Origin of the sequence: Vibrio splendidus (assembly GCF_024347615.1) — a bacterium.
GTDB lineage: Bacteria > Pseudomonadota > Gammaproteobacteria > Enterobacterales > Vibrionaceae > Vibrio > Vibrio splendidus.
Genome location: NZ_AP025508.1, coordinates 1,563,645 through 1,583,721, shown reverse-complemented (window position 1 = coordinate 1,583,721; position 20,077 = coordinate 1,563,645). Strand labels below are relative to the sequence as shown.

Sequence of the window (20,077 nt, the reverse complement as noted above, 5' to 3'; positions counted from 1 at the left end):
CTTTCCTTATCGAAAATAATTATTATTGTTTCTCTTTGAGATATGGCATCACATCAGATTGAAACAGCGTCATGGATGCGATGATTTCTTCTTCTGAACCGTTAGCTTCAAAACCACAGCAAATATTGTTGATACCTGTTGCATCGATATCCTGCTGGATGATCGCGATACACTCTTCAGGCGTGCCCACTGGATTGATTTCGTAGCTGTAATCAATGCGACGATTGGTGTCCTTATGACCTTTCAAAACAAAGTCACGCCATTGGCCTTTGTTAAAGTCATAGCCTTTGATCTGGTTAGAATCATCAAAAATAGTGGTGGCATTCACGTAAGAGTCGTACCAATGGGCAAGGAAGTTTCGGCAAACTTCTTTAGCTCTCTCAGAGTCATGGTCGACTGAAGTAATGTAAGATAGGCAGTGGTCAATTTGGGTGACGTCGTAGCCATGTTCCGCCGCGATTTCATTGTAAAGATCGAGCTGAGCTTTCTTTTCATGTGTATTGATGATCCAACTTAAGATCATTGGCAGGCCACGCTGTGCGGCCCATTCCGTTGTGGACGCTGATTCAGCAACCACATAAACAGGTGCGCCGCCTTTGGTGTGTGCTGCAGGGTTCAACTGTACTCTAGGAAATTTAATATGCTCGTTATCTGCGGCCATGTAACCTTCTTCAAAGCCTTCTTTCATCAAGTCATACCAACAATCCATCAGTGCACGGCTGTTATCCATATCAGTCCCAAACACTCGGAAGTCCTTATCATACAACCCGCGACAAATACCAAAGCGGAATCGCCCTTTCGACATTTGATCAAGCAAGTTAACATCTTCAGCTTGTCGGACAGGGTGCGCCGTTGGTAACACAATCGCAGCGGTACCAACATTAAGGTTTTCTGTCGCACCCAGTAAGTTCGCAGCGGCCACATATGGGTTACCCAGTAAACCGAACTCAGTAAAGTGATGCTCTAATAACCAAGCGGTATCGAAGCCACAACTTTCAGAGGCTTTGCCAAGGTTAACCAATCGCTTCATCACTTGTGCCTGATCTAACTCAGGTGGTTGATAAGTGAGAAGGAAATTTCCAAATTTCATAACGTTTCCTTATTTATTGGTGTTGCAGGTAAGCATTAAGCCATTTCTAGCATGCGGCTTTCGATTTCTGCTTTTAGACGACGCTCATTGACCGTCGCGATGGTGAGCTGCTCAAAATCGGGCTCGACAAAATCAACATCGATTTCGAGACTGCCGTCATCCATTGCGATCGCTGCTTTCGTCACAGATTGATAAAAGTTACGTAAGACAACTAAATTCTCACCCAAGTCGTGAGAGCTCCCAAGCAAGGAGTAAAGTTTGCAATTGCCGCTGCTGATTTGTCCGAGCATTCCGTAGACTTCATCTTGCTCTACCCAATCATCGTTGTTGGCGGTAAATGCAATTAATGGAACAGAGGTATTAGAGACCTTGGCAAGCGTAGATTCCAAAGTATCCCAATGATGCTCAAAACAGTCTCGAACAAACACTTCAGAACCAAGCTTGTGCCCTTCGAAGTCAAGGTCGTTTGGCAACTCATCGATCGGTAAACTGAGATAATCAAACCCAAGTGCTTTTTCCAGCGTGTCACGCAGATTTACGACACCAACAGCAGTAATGAGGAAAGATAATTCCAGATCAGCAACAACCTCATAAGCCACACGAGCCGACAAACTTGCCGCAATGAGCCCGATGTTCGAGATGCCCTTTTGTTGTAGCCAGTGATAAACCGTGCATAAACTGTTTTTTCCAGTGGTCATCGTAAATTCATCGATAGTGCCTGAGCTCAAACCGACGTGATGGAGCGAGTCATAACGAAATACATGGAACCCATTTTCAGACAAGTATTCTGCGAGACCAGCAAAGTGATCCATTCTCCGAGCGAACCCAGAAGCAATAAGAATGGTATTGTTTTTAGAGGGAGCACTTTTATTCGGAGGTGTTTCCCAGATATGAATATTCTGACCATCATTCACGCTTAGCACGTGAGAAATAGTCTTACATTGACTTTTCATTATAAACTTCCTTATTTAAGGGACAAAAACCAAGAACTTATCTTCTTCAAGAAATCGAGTTTGTTCTATTTCTACAGAGACATCCTTGGTGGTGAAACTATATGGTCTTTCGTGAGAGACAAATCGAACTAAGCGTTGTAGTGGTCGCATCGCATCATGTGCACCACCCGCTCTAAATATATTATTCATGCCGGATTCAACTATTCGCTCAACGCCTTTTTGAGCAAAGATATCTCGGTATTTAATTGAAGAACTCCAAGGATAAAAAGAAATCGTTTGAGTTTTATGCTTGTCGATATAATCAACAACATCTTCCACCTTATTTATTTTATGGATATAAACACAACGACTTAAAGGGTGGTTGTATTCGACACCAGCGTCTGATTCTATAATCATCCACTTATTATCTGGTTCCGATATAATGTTGAGACCTGAGAATTGACATTCCAATCGAGTAAATGAAAACAAAGCTTCTTCATCAAAACTTTGCCTAGACTTCGGGAGAATATTTTCATAAAGACATAATTTTTCTACCAACTTATCCTTAAAAGCTTCGTAGTTGTCTCCACAAAAGTATATATTCTGGGTAGAGAAACAAGCATTCTGGTCATAAAAGCAAATATCATGAGCGGCGCCGGAAGCCGCTTCATCTAAGTTGGTCGGTTCATCTAAAATAGTAAAACTTTTTTTAGGGCCGAACTTCAAAACATCAATATGTGAAGGCGAATGCTTAACCGCCCAATCAATAGCATCATGCCCTCCCCAAGCAACAACCGCATCCATATGACTAATTAGCTCTTCCGCAATTGTCGTATCAGCTTTATGTGGCCAATACAGTACAGAGATCGACTTAGAAATTGGGTGGTCCGGATTGACGTCTATAAAACTCATTGCCAATGCATGCGCAGTAAATGGATCGGAAGCCGACATTCGTACGATGCATTGATTTTTAGTCAGAATGCCACGCAATATCGATGTCACACCTGAAAGGGGAACATTACCTGCGAGTAAGTGCATGACTCGCCCTTTAGGGAATGCTCTTACATAACACTCACCTTGAGGTAACCACTCATCTTGAATATGGGTTGACCCAAGCTCAGTATTCACAATGTCATATAAGGCACTTTTAGAGCATAAAATCATTGCGATCCAATTGGCCTCTAATTTTGCCATTTGTGGTGAATAACCTAAGTAGGTAATTAGGTTTCTAATGTACGTTCTTCTTCTAGAATATTCTTCATTCTTCCAGCGCTGTCCCACTGTATAAACAAAATTGATTATATTATTTATATCTAAATCTATCAGAACCTCCTGATTAAGCATCTTAGAAATATGCTCAACATTGAAAGAATCTATTTTAACTTTATTTTCTTCAAAAGTGATCTCATGACTTCCTCGCCCCGTAGAGCATATCAGACCATTTATAATCAAGGGTAAATGCTTTTCCATATTAAAGATGACTCCTCTTTATCCCCAACAACCCTAGCTACGAACCTGCCTCTTTGGAAATAAAATAAATATTTATATTTAAAAACGTTAAACGTATCAAAAAAAAACAGCTCACTATAATTATTAACAACTATAGATATGACCAATTATAGTTATCCTTATCTATAATATTTATTATTTTTTAAATTGAATTATATTTCATAGAAATGATTTCACAGCGCATAAATATACTTTTAATTTTAAAATGTAAAAACCATAGATACAGAAAAACAAAAGTCTCATGGGATATTTCATACGCCCATTTAAAATGGCTAATTTGAATAAATATATCGAAATAGTAAACTCGTAACGATCACACTCAATCCCTAGCCTTTGCCGTGACCAACGAGAGATTGGAGATATAAGCCAAGGGGAGGCTAGGAGGGGATTTGTAAGTCGAACTTGACGTACATCTGCCCAAGTCAATTCGCTCGATCCACAGAACACAAAAAGGCCTCGCACACGCGAGGCCTTGTTTTATCTGCGTTCCAACGAACAAGCAGCTAACAATTGACGATGGTAAACCAAATCAACTAGAGAGCCATTCATCCAGTACTGTGATGAATTTAGGGTTGATTAGATAGCCGATGGAAGCGTGCGGATTGCTTTTTCCGTTGCGAATATTGAGGTTGTAGATCGGGTGGATATCTTTCATTCCGCCGGGTATCAGACCCAGTTTGAGCATATCTTTAAAGTCATTTCTAATTTTGCTGTCATGAGAGATAAAATCATCTTCTGCCGAAATGTTTATCCATTGCTGAATGTTTAAAGGGTACTTCTTCTCATCTTCCAAACGGCTCCCTTTAAGTCTATCTTTTACGTTTTCATCTCCTAACGGTGACCCGAGCGTCAGCAATAAGTTAACCTTCTTGTCCGCACCATAGTCGTGTCTATACTCTCCGTAATGAGACAACTTCCATAGCACGTCATAACTGATCATCGTGCCAAGGCTGTGCGATACAATCATCACGTCGTCCTGATTATCAAGCGCTTCCTTCAGTTCAACCATTAGCCTATGCCTGACATCGCTGCCAAAATAGGTATCTTCATTCCAATAATGCGCCATATCCGGCGCGACCATCGTGATGAGTGACTCTGCCGCACCCAGTCGCCCAAATAGCGATGAAAAAGTATCTGCTAACGCCTCTTTTAGAAAACCAATTTTAGATACCTTGTTATACGTTGTTTTATTGAACTGGCTTGTCTTGTACTTTTTGAGTTCAGACAACGCTTGCTGCCGACTTGCAGGGTCTTCCGCTGGTTTCTCTAACAATGTGTTTGATAGTTCACCGTAATAGACAAACCGTTTATCGACATCTTTAAAAGCTTGCAATGAACTTGAGTCTCCACAATCTCGCTGCAAGCCATGTTCTATAGCTTCGTACCAGAGTGCTTGAAGGGGAGCTTTATCGGGCTTTTGAGCGCGACCATGAATGAATATTATTTTCTTAGCCATAATAGGACGTCCTAATGTATATAATTAAAGTTATTGTTATCAATAGTAAGCACCTACTAGACTAGATCAGCCTCCAACAAAATGTGTGATACCCATTACACATCTGGGGTTAATTGATAAATAATTTATATATTTACAAGACAACAACTGTCGAACTATAAATTAGTGAAAGATGCAGGCACAACTCCCAGTTAGTCGTGAGCGTAGGACGTAACAAGCAAAAACTCCCAGACATTACAATAGAACATTGACTAACTCTCAACATGGTTAGCCATATTTATTCAATGCCGTAGGCTGCCAAGCTTGAATTAACCAACGTGATGGAATCACTAAAATCTTGCATAAAGCTGAGCAGAGCGATTCTTCTATCGTAAAACTCGGCAACCGTATCTATGTTCGAAGGCGCATCGCTTTTTAGCCAAGAAGCATAACTGTTTATCAACTCAGAGATAGCTTGGGGGTTTATTTTGCTCATGTCCAAAAACACAAAAACGACTTCATCTCCCTTATGAATGTCGCTGATTCTCACAGGAGCTGTAACAATGAAAGGCCCAGGATTGTCCAACAGAGATTTGACCATTATTGCTGCTTCGCTATTACCCTCAAGCTGTCGAGCAATTCGAGCTACAATGAGTTGAGATAGCCCTACGCTGTAGTTACCATTCTGTCTGTTTTCTGGAATTAAAAAAAGGTTAATACCAGCGATTAGCTCTGAATGCTCCCCATCTCGACCGAGAAAATCATTCAAAGGAATTGGACTACCTTTGATTTCAGCAAGTAGAATTCCAAGCTTTTTATAGGCTTCTGGGTGATATGTTTCTAGGAGATCAGGTGATTTAGTTGAAATAACATAGGAGTATGCTGCAAACCCTTCCGTTTCTTCACCGTAACCATGTATTGGGCTCCATGCGTGACTATAAATTGCAGAAATCGTAGTAATGTCAGAACTCGATGGCTGTTGTTGACTGTATTCTATATCCGGTATAGATGCACAACTTTGTACGAGTAATGCGATGACTAGAACTGTGTATGCTTTGACCTTTGTTCCCATTTTGAGAGTCCCTTTTCTATGAGCCAGCCAAGGCAAATTGAAAAAACAATCAAAAACGGCAAAACTGTTTCAACATGAGTAAATTCGAAAAACTGGCCAAACAATAGAACGGATAAAACCCCGATAGAAATGGTCAACAATTTGAATCGTTTCTTATTCATAGCTTTTGCCCTAGGCCTAGACCGACGTTATTGAGTGTTGCACTAACATCATGGTTCATTATTTGAACAACTGGCGGTACCGTGCGGTTTTTTATGATCATATGAGATCAATGTCACATTTTAACTCTCTGTAAGAGTTGAAATGTTTACGTGTTAGTGTGTCCAAAAGCTCGAGGTTAATATGTAATGGATAAAACAACTTGTTCAATTTGTTTGGTTATTCGAAGCTTTGTAACTCAGATATATACAAACCTTGTTACGTAGCATTTATTCGATGTATCTGATACCCAAAAGGCCTCGCACTCGCGAGGCCTTAATTTTATCTATCAACGATTACATCCATCTTTTAACAACTACAGCGCCCTACTTCACTGACTCAACCGCTTTCATCAACGTTGTGTGAATGGTTCTAGTAGACCAAAGCCTCCCCCTCTAGCTCCCCCTCGAATGGAGTGACCCGATCTCTTGAGATATACGACCGAGGGGGAGAACATTCTTTGGCGCTGAACATATAGCAGCACTTGTCACGATCGGTATTCAGTTCCTCCCCTTTCCATTACCAACAAGAGATTAGAGATGTAAACCAAGGGGAGGTTAGGAGGGGATTATCAGTCTATTCTCACGTGCAACCGCCCTACTTCACTGACTTAACCGCTTTCATCAACGTTGCGTTGAATTGCTGTGGTTGCTCTAACATAGGGAAATGGCCTGAACCTTCAATGTAGTAAATGCTGTAATCCTTAATGTGTTTCTTGTTCGCTTCTGAATCCGTTGGCCATAGGCGAGCGTTGACCAATATTACTGGCACATTCACGTTCTCATACACGCGGTGTGCTTCGCCTGTCACGTATTGACCTAGATAATGGCGGAACTGGTTTATCGCGATAGCTGGCGGTGCTGAGGCCATGTCTTGCGTTACCCAGTAAAGTAAATCCGCGTCTACGTCTTTTGGTAGCGAGTCTTTCACGAACATAGTAATGCCCGCTTGAAAGTCTGCTTCAAAAGGTTTGGTCATTGCATCTAGGTCGCTTTGTGAAACCGCTAGAGCGACGTTTTGCGACGTGTCGACACCAATAATGCCCTTCACTCTTTTCGGCATCATTTTAGCGGCTTCTGCAATAACACCGCCCGCCATGGAATGGCCGACTAAGATGACGGATTCGAGTTGCTCTTTCTTGATGACGGCTTTGATGTCTTCAGCGAATGCAACCATGGTGTACTCTTCACGATTAAACGATGAGTTACCGTGCCCTGCTAAGTCCATGGTGATCACTTGGTACTGCTTTGAAAACTCGCTCACTTGGTTTTGCCAAAGCCTACTGTCTAAGCTCCAACCGTGAATGAAGATCAGTGCTGTATCCCCACTCCCACTTTTACCATACGCAATTTGCTCACCATCGTGAGATATCGTAATACCGTACCTAACCGTTGAATCATGAGCCATGGCATTCATGCTGCCAAGCGCCATGAATACCAAGAGTGTGATGTTTAGAATTAAACGTTTCATAGTGTCTCTCTACTTACTTTGGAGGGAACACAGAAAGCGCCCCTCTCAATCAATATAGTCACTATAAAGTGTGAAGCTTTAGACGGGTCAAGGTGAATGAGACACGCGAATTCGTCACTATATAAAAAACACAATAAAACACTTCGCACATTGCCACTGGCTTTACACAAATCTAGTGCATATAAACTCTGTACGGTTATAATCCCTTACATTCTAAGTGGAAACAAGATTCAGATATGACAACAGTCAACATACTTGTAATTTCCGATTTACATGCGGGGATTACTCAGGATTCCGTATCCGACACAAAACTTATCCTGCGAGACCAACATAACGTTTTTGGGGATAAGCTAATTGATTACATCAAAGGCTTAGATGAAAAGATCGACTATCTTGTTTGCGCTGGTGATATTGCAAACCAAGGATGCAAAGACTCATTCCAAGCAGGATGGGAATATGTGAACAAAATGGCGCAAGAATTATCTATTTCAGACATTTTGTGTGTTCCGGGGAATCATGATCATCAGTCACGCCCCCCAGAAGATAATAAATATGGTTTCTCTCCCAAACATGAACTCCAATTTATAACCCCACCATTTCCTTTTAGCTGTTATCACAAAAACACACATTTCTGGGCGTGGAATTGGGAATTAACATCAACTGAAAAATGTAACGTGTTGAGTATAAATAGTAGTGCATATCATGGATATGGTAGTGAGTATAAACACGGTAGAGTTGCTCTTGAAGTTACAGATCAAATAAAACAAAAACTCACATCATCGGCAGTGAGCCGCAAGCCATTTAATGTATTACTCACTCATCATCACCCGAAGAAAATGGATTTTGTGGATCTAGAAAGTGATAGCCAAGCAATGGAAGGCGCAGAATATCTACTGAGAGCATTAGAGAACGCAGATCTCGGACCTTGGCTAATTATTCATGGCCATAAGCATTACGCTCAAATCGGTTATGCAAATTCACAGATACAAGGTTCTCAATTAGTACTTTCTGCTGGAAGCCTTTCTGCTGTTTTGTATGAAACTATAGAAAATAGAACATCGAATCAGTTCTACGTTTTATCTATAGAACCTGAAAAGAGCGAATACCTTGGCAAGGTAGTTGGAAAGTTTAAAACTTATGAAGCAAATAAACTACAAGAGTGGCAACCGTCGAAGTCAAATAATCTTCCTGCAAATGGTGGGTTTGGCTCGATATATACTCCAGATCAAGTTGTAAACGACTTGAAGGCACAAATTAGCAAAGAGAACCCATTTCTAGAAGGGGTAGAACTCAGCCAGTTCAAAGAAAAAATCGAGCATTTTACACCTGATGAGATTTCTCGGCTGAATGCTAGATTACACTCTAACAAGTTCAGTGTCGTTAGGTGTCAAGATAATCATATTATTGAGGTTGGTTTAGGTAATGAATAACTACATCCCTAGTATTAATGAATCTATAAATGCAAAAAACACGTCAATACGAGACCTATGCTCAGGCTTTATCGTAAATGAGTACTATGAGAGATTAGCGTCTTCTTCAAATACTATTCTCGTTGGACCTAGGGGCAGCGGTAAGACAACGTTGATGAGAATGTTAGAGGTTCGTTCTTTAGAACATTGGGATTCAGAAGAAGCTAGTCTATTTAGAAGTAAAGTTAGTTTTTCAGGTGTGTTTATACCTACAGACCGCCTTTGGAAAAAACAATATGATAATGCTAAACGTAATGTAAGTAATCATGAAGACTCTTTAGTTTTAAGCTCTCAATTTATATATCACATTCTTGAACAGCTAATTCAAACCGTAAGTTTCAGAACATCTAGAACTGTGAAATTAGAACATAATTTTAGGCATGCTGTATTAGAAAAGCAAGATGAAGCCGAATTAGTAAGTTGTTTAGCAGCGCAGTGGCATGTGAAACCGCATATAAACTCTCTCAAAGGTCTAATTGTAAGCATTGCTTTAAAGAAAAGTGAAGTATCCAATTATATCAACGAGACAAATTTAAAAAGTACAAAGCAGGAAATACCAAAGGTTGTACAAGGTGAAATTAGCCAAGTACTTAGCACTTCCATAACCATAATAAATACATACTTAAATGAAAATGGAGAAAAATGGACTTTCCTATTTGATGAATTAGAATTAGCACCAGATGAAATAATACAACCGTTAATAGACTGTATGCGTGGTGGGCACCAAGATATCATATTGAAGTTAGCATTATCTCCCTACCACAAGGGGATTAATATCACCAACAGTCCAGAAAGCTCTATGAAAAACCAAGACCTAAGCTATATTGATCTTACCGATATGTCTGAAAAAGAAGGGTTAAAATTCGCAAAATCTCTTTGTACTACGATGTTAATAAATAAAGGTATCTTTTCCAACATTGAATCTTGCTTTATATCTCCAGAAGATATTAACATTGACCAAGTGTTCCAAGATTTATATCAAAAAGACCCTAGCTTCTGTCAATATCTAGAGTCAAAAGGTTTTATCGGTGTAAATTATTCTGATGCTGAAAAAATCACACAATCACAATTTAGAAAAGTAAAGTTCATAACCTATTTAAGAGAACTAAGACGAAGTGAGAGTGGTAAGAAAAAGGCACGTAGAAGACCTGCAGATTACTATGCAGGCTTTGAAAACATTTGTAGGTCAACTGAATTCAACCCGAGAATGCTTATAGGAATAATGAATATGTTTATCCCTATAATAAAAGATAGACAAAGAGTAACTATTTCTGAACAGATATCAGCTCTTCAGAGTTACTTTGAGTCGTTCAGATCCTTATTAAGCACTATTGCAGTGGATTCCTCTGATGGTAAAATTAATAATATCTATGACTTAGTTGATAAAATAGCTTTATATTTCAACAATGAAATCTACGGTGACAAGTTTAATTCTCAGCCAAAAGGTGTAATAGTTTTAAATAAAGACACACCACCTGAACTTGCTGAAGCAATAGGGTTGGCTTTAAATGCTGGAGCAATGATATCCACCCAGAATAGCGATTCTAAAGGTGGTAATCTTACCGACGAAAGTATCAGTTCATGCCGGATATCTTATCTTTTTTCACATAATTATGGATTGTTGTTAACTCAACAAGATCCTATATCTTTAAATAGAATAATTAACAGCGATGCTATACGTGTTGTAAGAACTTCAACATACACAGATGATAGACAGTTTAGGTTGAATATATAATGAGATTATTAAAATCAAACAATACTAATGACATCGACTTGGCAATCCTAGGTTTAGGTTATGAGAGCCGAGCCATATCAAAGTGCCAGCGCCTCGTCAACATAAAAACCAATATAATTGCTATAGGATATGATAACCATACTGATGAACTGCAGTATCAAAATAATCTAGAATACTATAATTCAATTGGCGCCACTATAATAGAAGGTAAAGATAGCCATATATATAGAGAGCTTTTCAATTTGGTAAGAGAAAAGTGGGCAGGAATAAAGATTAACTGCATCATTGATATCACTGTAATGAGTAGAACTAGACTTGCAGAAATAATAATATTTCTAGCGGATAACCTAGAAGAAGGGTCTACGATAAAAGTAAGTTACTCTCTTGCTGAATATACTGAACCATCGAGTAACATATCACCTATTCGTAAAGTAGGACCTATAGCCGATTCTTTATCTGGGGCTCTTGGTGATATTAACTTACCCAGTTCAATCATTATTGGATTAGGGTATGAAGTTGGTAAAGCAATTGGAATCAGTAACTACCTAGATACTGAGAAGCAATTTATTTTTATGCCAAAAGGGAAAGATGAAAGCTTCGAAAAATCTGTAAGAGAAAACAACCAACTTCTGATTGAAAATACTCCCCAAAACCATATTTTTAATTATGACATATCAAACCCTTATAAAACATATTTAGATCTACGCGAGACAACCTTGGCCATCATGGATATCTCAAGACCAGTTTTGGTACCACTAGGTCCTAAAATATTCAGCGCTCTTTGCGTTATATTGAGTTTAGAAATGAATAGAAAACTACCTATATGGCGAGTTTCTTCCGAACATTTGGAAGAGCCTGTAGATAGAAAGGCAAGTGGTGACTTTTTTGAGTTTACTCTAGTCATTTAGATTAAAGAACTTTCAGAACATTTATTAGTCCAAAACAAAAAGGCCTCGCAATGCGAGGCCTTTGATTTTTCTATCTATCAGAAGAGATTAGTCGCGAAGTGCTGCGCCGAATTTCTCTGAGATTGAAGCTACGATAGCATCTACTGAACCAGCGATGTCTGCATCTTCAAGTGTGCGCTCTACAGACTGTAGGCTAAGTGCGATGACTAGTCCTCTCGAAGCTACCTTGATTTTTTGAAAACCTAAGCTATATCTAATATGCACTAATAAACATATCAATAAGCGTCACAATGCTAGAATACGTTGAGGAGTACTGATGAAATATTTTTACACCTTTATTTTAACTACACTCATAGCAACAGGTTGCTCTAGTGTCGGTATACCTATCGACAACAACAAAAGTAACTATGGTTACCACCCACTAGACCCATTGCCAGTAAATATTGTTGCGACAAGCGGTAAGCCGCCAACGAACCAAGAGTTGTTAGAATCCTTACCAGACGAAACTATGCGAATCGCTATAGGAGAACTTGATTCAAAAGGAAGCTTAACTTACGGGCCTGCAACCGTTGGCGTAGCAGGAAACAGCTACATAGTAATACTCGACTATATGAAGTTTAATACGAATGCCTTACCCGTCATTGTAACGAGCAATGATTTTGGTCAGAAGTCAGCAAGCCTTACAAAAGATCGTAATCAGGCCAATGTAATTGTACCTACTTATATTGGTATAGGCTTACGAATGACAGCAAATATTAAGGTGAACAAAGGGAAAATTAACCTTGGAAGCCTTTTCGCTTTAGGAGCTGCGGCAGAGTCAAAACAGATCTCTGGTTCTATGGTTATACAAACTTTAGGGATTAGTGGTGAGAGCATTTCATCAATAATGCCAATGCCGAGTGAGATTAGTTCCACAACAATTCAGAATGCAATATTGGCATTGGGAACGATGAAGGCCAAAATGTACGATGACGACACACATATTACCCCGCGAGTTATAGGTGTTTATAATAATTTAGGAGGTGGTTCTGAAACCATTAATGGATTTATTTCCACCATGCTTCAAAAAGAACAGGATCTTAAAGTCAATCAAACATCTAATAACTAACAATTCCAACAAAAAGGCCTCGCAATGCGAGGCCTTTGTTTTTCTATCTATCAGAAGAGATTAGTCGCGAAGTGCTGCGCCGAATTTCTCTGAAATTGAAGCTACGATAGCATCTACTGAACCAGCGATGTCTGCATCTTCAAGTGTGCGCTCTACAGACTGTAGGCTAAGTGCGATAGCTAGGCTCTTCTTACCTTCTTCAACGCCTTGACCAACGTATACGTCGAACAGTTTAGCGCCTGTTAGGAATTCGCCACCAGCAGCAATACACGCTTCTACGATGTCGCCAGAAGCGACTGCTTCGTCAACAACTACTGCGATATCACGACGGTTTGCAGGGAACTTAGATACGGCTACTGCTTCTGGAAGCACGCGAGTGTTGATAGCTGCCCATTCGATTTCGAATACGATAGTACGGCCGTTAAGACCAAACTTACGCTCTAGTTCTGGGTGAACAGTACCAATGATACCCACTTCCCTTTCAGTTTCTAAACCAGCGTCTACTACGATAGCCGCAGTTTGACCTGGGTGAAGTGCTGGGTGCTTAGCAGATTTGAAGCTGTATGCGATTTCGTTTGCAGAAAGCTCAAGAACGGCTTCTAGGTCACCTTTAAGATCGAAGAAATCTACAGTGTTAGTTGCAATGTCCCAGTGCTCTTCGCCACGAGTACCAGAGATAACGCCCGCAAGCATCATTTCTTGGCGCATGCCGTTTTCAGCAGTTGCTTCAGGGATGAAACGTAGGCCTGATTCGAATAGACGAACGCGAGACTGTTGACGCTTCTGGTTGTGAACAACTGTGTTTAGAAGACCTTGGATTAGGCCAAGACGCATTGCTGACATGTCCGCAGAGATTGGGAATGGCAGGATTAGCGGCTCAACACCAGGTACAACAAGCTTTTGCTGTTCTGGTTCTACGAAGCTGTATGTGATTGCTTCGTGGTAGCCACGGTCTACAAGAAGGTCACGAACGCGCTTAAGCGGTTGGTTAGCTTCTTTGTGGTCATTCATTTTAAGTGCCGCTTTAGGCGCTTGGTTTGGAATGTTATCGTAACCGTAGATACGACCTACTTCTTCAATTAGGTCTTGCTCGATTGCGATATCAAAACGCCAAGATGGAGACGTTGCCGTCCAACCAGCATTAGTGCTTTCAACTTCACAACCTAGGCGAGTTAGAATTTCCACTACGTCTGTAGATGGGATTTCGTGACCTAGTAGGCTGTCTAGCTTAGCGCGACGTAGAGCAACTACGTTTGCTTTAGGAAGTGAAGCTTCAGATTCGCTGCCGTTTACTGGCGCAACTTCACCACCACAGATTTCAACTAGAAGCTGTGTTGCACGCTCCATTGCTGCTGCTTGAAGTGTTGAATCAACACCACGTTCGAAACGTAGAGAAGAATCAGTGTGAAGACCGTAAGCACGTGCGCGACCACGGATGTGATCCGGTGCGAAGAATGCAGCTTCAAGAAGTACGTCTGTTGTTTCAGTAGTAACACCTGAATCTTGACCGCCAAAGATACCAGCGATTGCTAGTGCTTTGTTTTGGTCAGCGATAACAAGTGTATTGCTGTTTAGTTCAGCTTCGTTGCCATCTAGAAGTGTTAGCTTTTCGCCCTGCTCTGCTAGACGAACCACGATACCGCCTTCGATCTTAGCAAGATCAAATGCGTGCATTGGTTGGCCTTGCTCTAGCATCACGTAGTTTGTGATGTCTACAACTGGGTCGATTGAACGGATACCACAACGGCGCAGTTTTTCTTGCATCCAGATTGGAGATTCCGCTTTCACGTTTACGTTCTTAACCACACGGCCAAGGTAACGTGGACAAGCATCCGTTGCTTTGATTTCAACAGATACTGTGTCTTCAATGCTTGTTGCAACAGCTTCAACTGTTGGCTCTGTAACGTCTGCGCGGTTTAGTACGCCAACTTCACGAGCAAGGCCACGGATGCTGAAGCAGTCTGCGCGGTTTGCTGTTAGGTCTACGTCGATAGTTACGTCGTTAAGCTCAAGAAGCTCACGAACGTCCATACCTAGTGTTGTGCCTTCTGGCAGCTCAAGGATACCGTCTGACTCTACGTCGATACCTAGCTCAGAGAAAGAACAAAGCATGCCGTGCGATGGAACGCCACGTAGTTTTGCTTTCTTGATTTTGAAGTCACCAGGAAGTACTGCGCCAACTGTTGCTACTGCTACAGTTAGGCCAAGACGACAGTTAGATGCACCACATACGATGTCTAAAAGCTCTTTATTACCGTCTGCATCAACAGCGCCGATATCAATTTTAGTTACTTGTAGTTTGTCTGCGTCTGGGTGCTGACCGCACTCAACCACTTTACCTACTTTAACGCCGGTGAATTCACCAGCAACAGGTTCTACATCGTCAACTTCCAAACCAGCCATAGTGATTTGGTGAGCTAGCTCTTCGCTGTTAATTGCAGGTTTAACCCACTCGCGTAGCCAAGATTCACTGAATTTCATAGTTTTGACTGCCCCGGATTACTTGAATTGTTTAAGGAAACGAAGGTCGTTCTCGAAGAACGCACGAAGGTCATTTACGCCGTAACGAAGCATCGTTAGACGCTCTACACCCATACCGAATGCAAAACCAGAGTATTTCTCAGGGTCGATACCAACAGAGCGAAGTACGTTAGGGTGAACCATGCCACAACCTAAAACTTCTAGCCATTTGCCATCTTTACGTTTCACGTCAACTTCAGCTGAAGGCTCTGTGAACGGGAAGAATGAAGGACGGAAACGCACTTCAACTTCTTCTTCAAAGAAGTTACAAAGGAAATCGTTAAGAATGCCTTTAAGTTGTGCGAAGTTTACGTTCTCATCAACTAACATACCTTCCACTTGGTGGAACATTGGCGTGTGAGTTTGATCGTAGTCGTTACGGTAAACACGACCCGGAGCAATGAAGCGGAATGGCGGTTTGCCGTTTTCCATCGTACGGATTTGAACACCAGAAGTGTGCGTACGTAGCATTAGATCAGGGTTGAAGAAGAAAGTATCGTGATCAGTACGAGCTGGGTGATCGTCTGCGATGTTTAGTGCATCAAAGTTGTGGAATGCATCTTCGATCTCAGGGCCAGACTCAGTGCTAAAGCCAAGCTCACCAAAGAACTGTTCGATACGCTCAACTGTGCGAGTAACTGGGTGAAGACCACCGTTCTCAATGCGACGACCTGGTAGGCTCACATCGATAGTTTCTTCAGCTAGTTTCGCTTCAAGCTCTGCACGTTGTAGTGCGTCTTTGCGAGCTGCGATCGCTTGTTGAACAGCACCTTTCGCTTTGTTGATCTCTTGACCAGCAGTGCGACGCTCTTCAGGTGGAAGTTTACCTAGGCTTTGTAGTTGAAGAGTTAATTCACCCTTCTTACCTAAATACTGAACTCGCACTTCATCAAGTGCGACTAACGAATCTGCTGTATCAATAGCAGTCGTTGCATTAGCAATGATCTCTTCTAGATGTTGCATCATTTCCTCATCTACCAGTTGGTAGTGTCCGTATCGGATGATTAGTTTTTTTAGATAGCTACACATAGTAATCAAACACGCTACCAATGCCAAATTGAATCGCTAAAAGAGCAAGTTATTGACTAAAAACACGGCAAATTTAACAGGATATTAATGAGGAATAGGAAGAAGTGGAACAAATACCGGTTCCACTTGTTTATTTTAAAGTGAGTAGCGCTCAAAGACTAAAGCGAGCGGTGTTCTAGATCTGAAGTGAACGGTACTCTCGATCTCGAGTGAACCGAGCTCTAAATCTGAATCGAACAAACGCTGTTTTTGCCTGCGTTTTTCGCTAAATAAACGGACTCATCAGCGGCTTTAACCAACTCATTCATGGACTCGAATTCTTGGGTTATTTCAGCTACACCGACACTAATACTGCCAATCCAAACTTGATGACTGGTTTCAACCTCTAATTCAGACACTTTCTGTCGAGTCGTTTCCGCGATGTGCATACCGCCTTTAAGATCGGTGTCTGGACAAATAACGAGGAACTCATCGCCCCCTAATCGACACACAATATCGTCATTGCGAAACGCATTTTTCAGTTCACGCGAGAGGGTTTGTAGCACCAAGTCGCCTGCATCATGGCCACTGGTATCATTAATGCGCTTGAAGTGGTCGGCATCAATCATGATGCACACTAAAGGCATGCCCAGTTCTTTGGAATCTTGCCAATGTAATGCTAACTGTTTAAAGGCACTACGACGGTTGGGTAATTTAGTGAGTGAGTCTGTTAACGACAGTTCTTCGAGTTTCTTGTTCGCTTGTTTTAACTCTGCCGTACGTTCCTCAACTTTGTCTTCGAGTAACTGGTTGAAGCGTAACAACTGCTTGTTGCGTTCAGAGACCTGCTCAAATAAGCCTTTCAGAGCGGCTAATAAAGGGAGGGTTGACGAGTCTCGCTGCTTTTCTTCTGCCTCAAAGGCTTGTAGAGGTGTTGCGCCCTCTTCTATGGCGGCCATTTGTCGCGCCATGTTTTGGTCGATGCCGAGGATGTGATAAGCAAGCCAATGGATCAAGAAATCCAGTAACTGCCGTGCTGACGACTGATCTTCTTCCAAGATGAAAGCTTGCATACTGTAGATATCTCGCATAAATACACGATGCACTTTGATGTGCTCTTCAATGTGTAATTCATACACTCCGCAATCTCTCATCAAAGATTCTTCTTCTTTAAAGTGAAATTCGGCATAGCGTGTGAGATCGCGTAAAGCGACGCTCATGTCGTCTATAGAGATAGTATTCTCTGACAGCAGGTTTCCGTAGTGGTTGATAAAACCAACAAGGTATTGATGTTGTTCGTCTACGACGCCAATGCCTGTTTCAAAGTTATTATCCCAATTAAATGAATTCATAAATCCCTTAGGGCCGATACCACCAGCACGCTTCACATGCATATTCGGAGGTTATAGATACTGGAAAAAATATAACCATTTTACCTGTAGGTTTATTCGATTGTTTGATCCACTTTATAAAAAGACGACTTTGAACATTCTAAATATGGCTCATCTTAAATTTGAGACGTTCCCCCTTAAGAAGAACGCCTCATGAAGCTAGCACTAGAAATAGTATTCCAACGCCATCTCAACAAAGTCATCCTTACGTGCAAAGAACAACAAGTCCTCTGGGGTTTCGTTCTCAAACAGCCAAGCGTTCAACCTCCACTTTAGGTTGTTGTTGATACGGCTTGATGCTTCCAACTTAGCACTGTAGACATCGCTGTTATCTAAGTCTTGAGTGATGCCTGTAAGTACTTCGGTGCCGTCTTCATCATTCAAGGCGAAACGTGCACCAAGGAACACATCGTTTTGGCCGATGGTTTGGGCGTTGTTGCCTCGGCTGTCATACAAGTATTCCGCAATGAAACCGATGTCCCAATACGATTCAAGCGCGCCAACCCATGTGTATTCAAAGCCTGTTGCGACACCTGTGTGGTTGTCGTAGCTGTCACGATAAATGCTTTCAAGCTTCCATAACCAATCACCCATAATACCTTGTACATCGAGTCCGAAATGCTGCATTTGCGCGTAATACGGCTTGAGTTGATTGCCTTCTACACGGTAATAAGGGTCGCGATTTGTACCGCCTAAGTAACTTAAACCGACATCCCAATCGCCGTACATTTGGCTATAACGCAATGCCACATCGACGTGCTTTTCTTCTCTCGACGATTCGTAAAGCGCATCATCCGATACAGGCACGGTTGGCCTTAACCGACCGTCTTCCCCAGCGAAGGTACGCTCACGAAAATACGGCAGTAACATGGCATCGATGGTTCCCCAGTCTTTGATTGAGGTAAAGTGCACCATTGGCTGACCTAACTTCGATTCACCATCGACCGATTCAATGGCATCGGTTTGGTTTACCACATCGACCAAATGCGCCGATTCGGTCACACCCCAGAACACCTTGCCGACACCCGCTCGCAGTTCGTAGTCATCCCAATACGTGAGATACAGAGCTTCACGAACGTCGCCATGGGTTCGTTCATCGTCTTCGCTGTCTAGGCGGTAAAACGGCGTGAAGGTAAAGCTGCCATTGCCCTCTTGTTGTTCCCAATAAAACTCTGGTTGTAACACCAGCGAGCTTTGCCCTTTATCTTGCCCTTGCAAGCCGTCGCTAAAGAACTGCCTGTGTTCAAGGTTAACCTGCCCTGCTAGCTCCGGGGTGACCTGTTCTACGAACTCAGAGCTAAAGCCTGCCGCAACACATGGCAACGACACTTGCATGAGCCCGACTGTCGCTGCCAAGGTTAAAGATAACTGCGTTCCTGTTAACACAATCCTTTTCATATTCTTGCCTTACTTTGCACGTTTGAGTGTGTTTTTCTGGAAATCTTTGTCCTTAAGACCGGTCTGGAACGCTAAGTCTGTCGTGGTTAGTACCGTGCTCTTACCTGTTTGGTGGTTTTGCATAGACATAGTGTGTGCGCGCCAGTATTGGTTTAGGTATTGTTTGTAATCTTGGAACGAGAGGGTTTTCAGCAATGCGCCTTTACGGTCGTAAAACTCAACCTGAACGGGGCGGTAATGTTGTTGGTCTAGCCATACCTTCTGCATGGTGTAGCCTGAGTTTTTGTCGGTCGGAACTTGCTCCAAAACAAAGGTATCGACGCCTTCAATTTTGGCGTCTTCAATGTAGTTGAAGGTGTACTTTCCTAACTCGAACGAGCTCAAGTCTTCGTAAGCAAATTCACTGCCCATAAACGGGCCCGATTTGTTGCGCGAAGAGATGCGTTTTACACGCTTCAATGCAGGCAGATACAACCATTGGTCATCCGATTTAGAGATGTGTGAATGGTTCAAAAAAGCCGTGCCTTTTACGTCGCGAGGCTCATCAAAAATGGTCAGCCCTTTATCGCCATCGTCATCCACTTCTAACGACTTCAATCGCATTAGGCGCGAGCTACTTTCACCTTGTTTGTTGCGAAGTAGCATTTCCATGGTCGCAACAGAATCGCCCCACCCCAGATCAACGGCTTTGCGTTGCTCGGCAATCTCTAGGCCTTTCGCAGGGTCGGCTAACACTGGGAAGGCTAATAGCGCGCCCATCGTTAATGAGCTGGCGGTCAGTAATGTGGTAACGAATGTTTGTTTAACGCTTTTCATAAATTTCTCCTTGAGTCA

The 20,077-nt window shown here is 42.0% G+C and carries 16 protein-coding genes; 4 read left to right on the top strand and 12 right to left on the bottom strand.

Going from position 1 to position 20,077, the window contains the following annotated elements:
* Positions 1-22 precede the first annotated feature (22 nt).
* From luxA to OCU90_RS06965, 6 genes are all read right to left on the bottom strand, one after another.
* Complete coding sequence (luxA, locus tag OCU90_RS06990; RefSeq protein WP_061024700.1) at positions 23-1,090, bottom strand: luciferase subunit alpha; 1,068 nt, start codon at positions 1,088-1,090, stop codon at positions 23-25.
* Between the two features lie 35 nt (positions 1,091-1,125).
* A complete protein-coding gene (locus tag OCU90_RS06985) occupies positions 1,126-2,043 on the bottom strand; it encodes an acyl transferase (protein ID WP_061024698.1) in 918 nt (305 codons plus the stop codon).
* Between the two features lie 15 nt (positions 2,044-2,058).
* The gene (luxC, locus tag OCU90_RS06980) at positions 2,059-3,492 is read right to left on the bottom strand and encodes a long-chain-fatty-acyl-CoA reductase LuxC (protein ID WP_061024696.1); all 1,434 of its coding nucleotides are present in this window, start codon (positions 3,490-3,492) and stop codon (positions 2,059-2,061) included.
* A 568-nt stretch (positions 3,493-4,060) separates the two neighbouring features.
* Positions 4,061-4,987 carry a hypothetical protein gene (locus OCU90_RS06975; RefSeq protein WP_061024694.1) on the bottom strand — a complete coding sequence of 309 codons (927 nt, stop codon included), beginning with the start codon at positions 4,985-4,987 and terminating at the stop codon, positions 4,061-4,063.
* A gap of 277 nt (positions 4,988-5,264) precedes the next feature.
* Entirely contained in the window at positions 5,265-6,038 is a 774-nt protein-coding gene (locus OCU90_RS06970; protein WP_061024692.1) for a hypothetical protein, read from the bottom strand.
* Between the two features lie 795 nt (positions 6,039-6,833).
* Positions 6,834-7,706 (bottom strand): alpha/beta fold hydrolase, encoded by an 873-nt coding sequence (locus OCU90_RS06965; RefSeq protein ID WP_061024690.1) that lies wholly within the window; start codon positions 7,704-7,706, stop codon positions 6,834-6,836.
* A gap of 236 nt (positions 7,707-7,942) precedes the next feature.
* Here OCU90_RS06965 and OCU90_RS06960 point away from each other — a divergent pair, with 236 nt between their 5' ends.
* From OCU90_RS06960 to OCU90_RS06950, 3 genes are read left to right on the top strand one after another with little or no spacing between them, the layout of a single operon-like run.
* On the top strand, positions 7,943-9,136 hold the full coding sequence (locus tag OCU90_RS06960; RefSeq protein WP_061024689.1) for a metallophosphoesterase family protein: 1,194 nt from the start codon (positions 7,943-7,945) through the stop codon (positions 9,134-9,136).
* Complete coding sequence (locus OCU90_RS06955; RefSeq protein ID WP_061024687.1) at positions 9,129-10,910, top strand: ORC-CDC6 family AAA ATPase; 1,782 nt, start codon at positions 9,129-9,131, stop codon at positions 10,908-10,910. Before OCU90_RS06960 ends, OCU90_RS06955 begins: the two co-directional genes overlap by 8 nt.
* Entirely contained in the window at positions 10,910-11,818 is a 909-nt protein-coding gene (locus tag OCU90_RS06950; RefSeq protein ID WP_061024685.1) for a hypothetical protein, read from the top strand. The genes OCU90_RS06955 and OCU90_RS06950 overlap by 1 nt, the downstream gene beginning before the upstream one ends.
* An 87-nt stretch (positions 11,819-11,905) precedes the next feature.
* On the opposite strand, the gene OCU90_RS06945 is transcribed toward OCU90_RS06950, so the two are convergent.
* A complete protein-coding gene (locus OCU90_RS06945; RefSeq protein WP_157935070.1) occupies positions 11,906-12,082 on the bottom strand; it encodes a hypothetical protein in 177 nt (58 codons plus the stop codon).
* Between the two features lie 52 nt (positions 12,083-12,134).
* Between OCU90_RS06945 and OCU90_RS06940 the strand changes: the two genes are divergently transcribed.
* Positions 12,135-12,926 carry a hypothetical protein gene (locus tag OCU90_RS06940; protein WP_061024683.1) on the top strand — a complete coding sequence of 264 codons (792 nt, stop codon included), beginning with the start codon at positions 12,135-12,137 and terminating at the stop codon, positions 12,924-12,926.
* 60 nt (positions 12,927-12,986) lie between these two features.
* Here the strand turns inward: OCU90_RS06940 and pheT are convergent, their stop codons facing one another.
* The 5 genes from pheT to OCU90_RS06915 form a co-directional block, all read right to left on the bottom strand.
* On the bottom strand, positions 12,987-15,407 hold the full coding sequence (gene pheT, locus OCU90_RS06935; RefSeq protein WP_061024681.1) for a phenylalanine--tRNA ligase subunit beta: 2,421 nt from the start codon (positions 15,405-15,407) through the stop codon (positions 12,987-12,989).
* Between the two features lie 18 nt (positions 15,408-15,425).
* Entirely contained in the window at positions 15,426-16,409 is a 984-nt protein-coding gene (pheS, locus tag OCU90_RS06930; protein ID WP_004734764.1) for a phenylalanine--tRNA ligase subunit alpha, read from the bottom strand.
* A 287-nt stretch (positions 16,410-16,696) separates the two neighbouring features.
* Entirely contained in the window at positions 16,697-17,806 is a 1,110-nt protein-coding gene (locus OCU90_RS06925) for a GGDEF domain-containing protein (RefSeq protein ID WP_061024713.1), read from the bottom strand.
* Positions 17,807-18,010: 204 nt separating this feature from the next.
* Positions 18,011-19,243: a hypothetical protein gene (locus tag OCU90_RS06920; protein WP_017094336.1), complete on the bottom strand. Its 1,233-nt coding sequence runs from the start codon at positions 19,241-19,243 to the stop codon at positions 18,011-18,013.
* Positions 19,244-19,252: 9 nt separating this feature from the next.
* A complete protein-coding gene (locus OCU90_RS06915) occupies positions 19,253-20,059 on the bottom strand; it encodes an outer membrane lipoprotein-sorting protein (protein ID WP_061024679.1) in 807 nt (268 codons plus the stop codon).
* Positions 20,060-20,077: the final 18 nt, after the last annotated feature.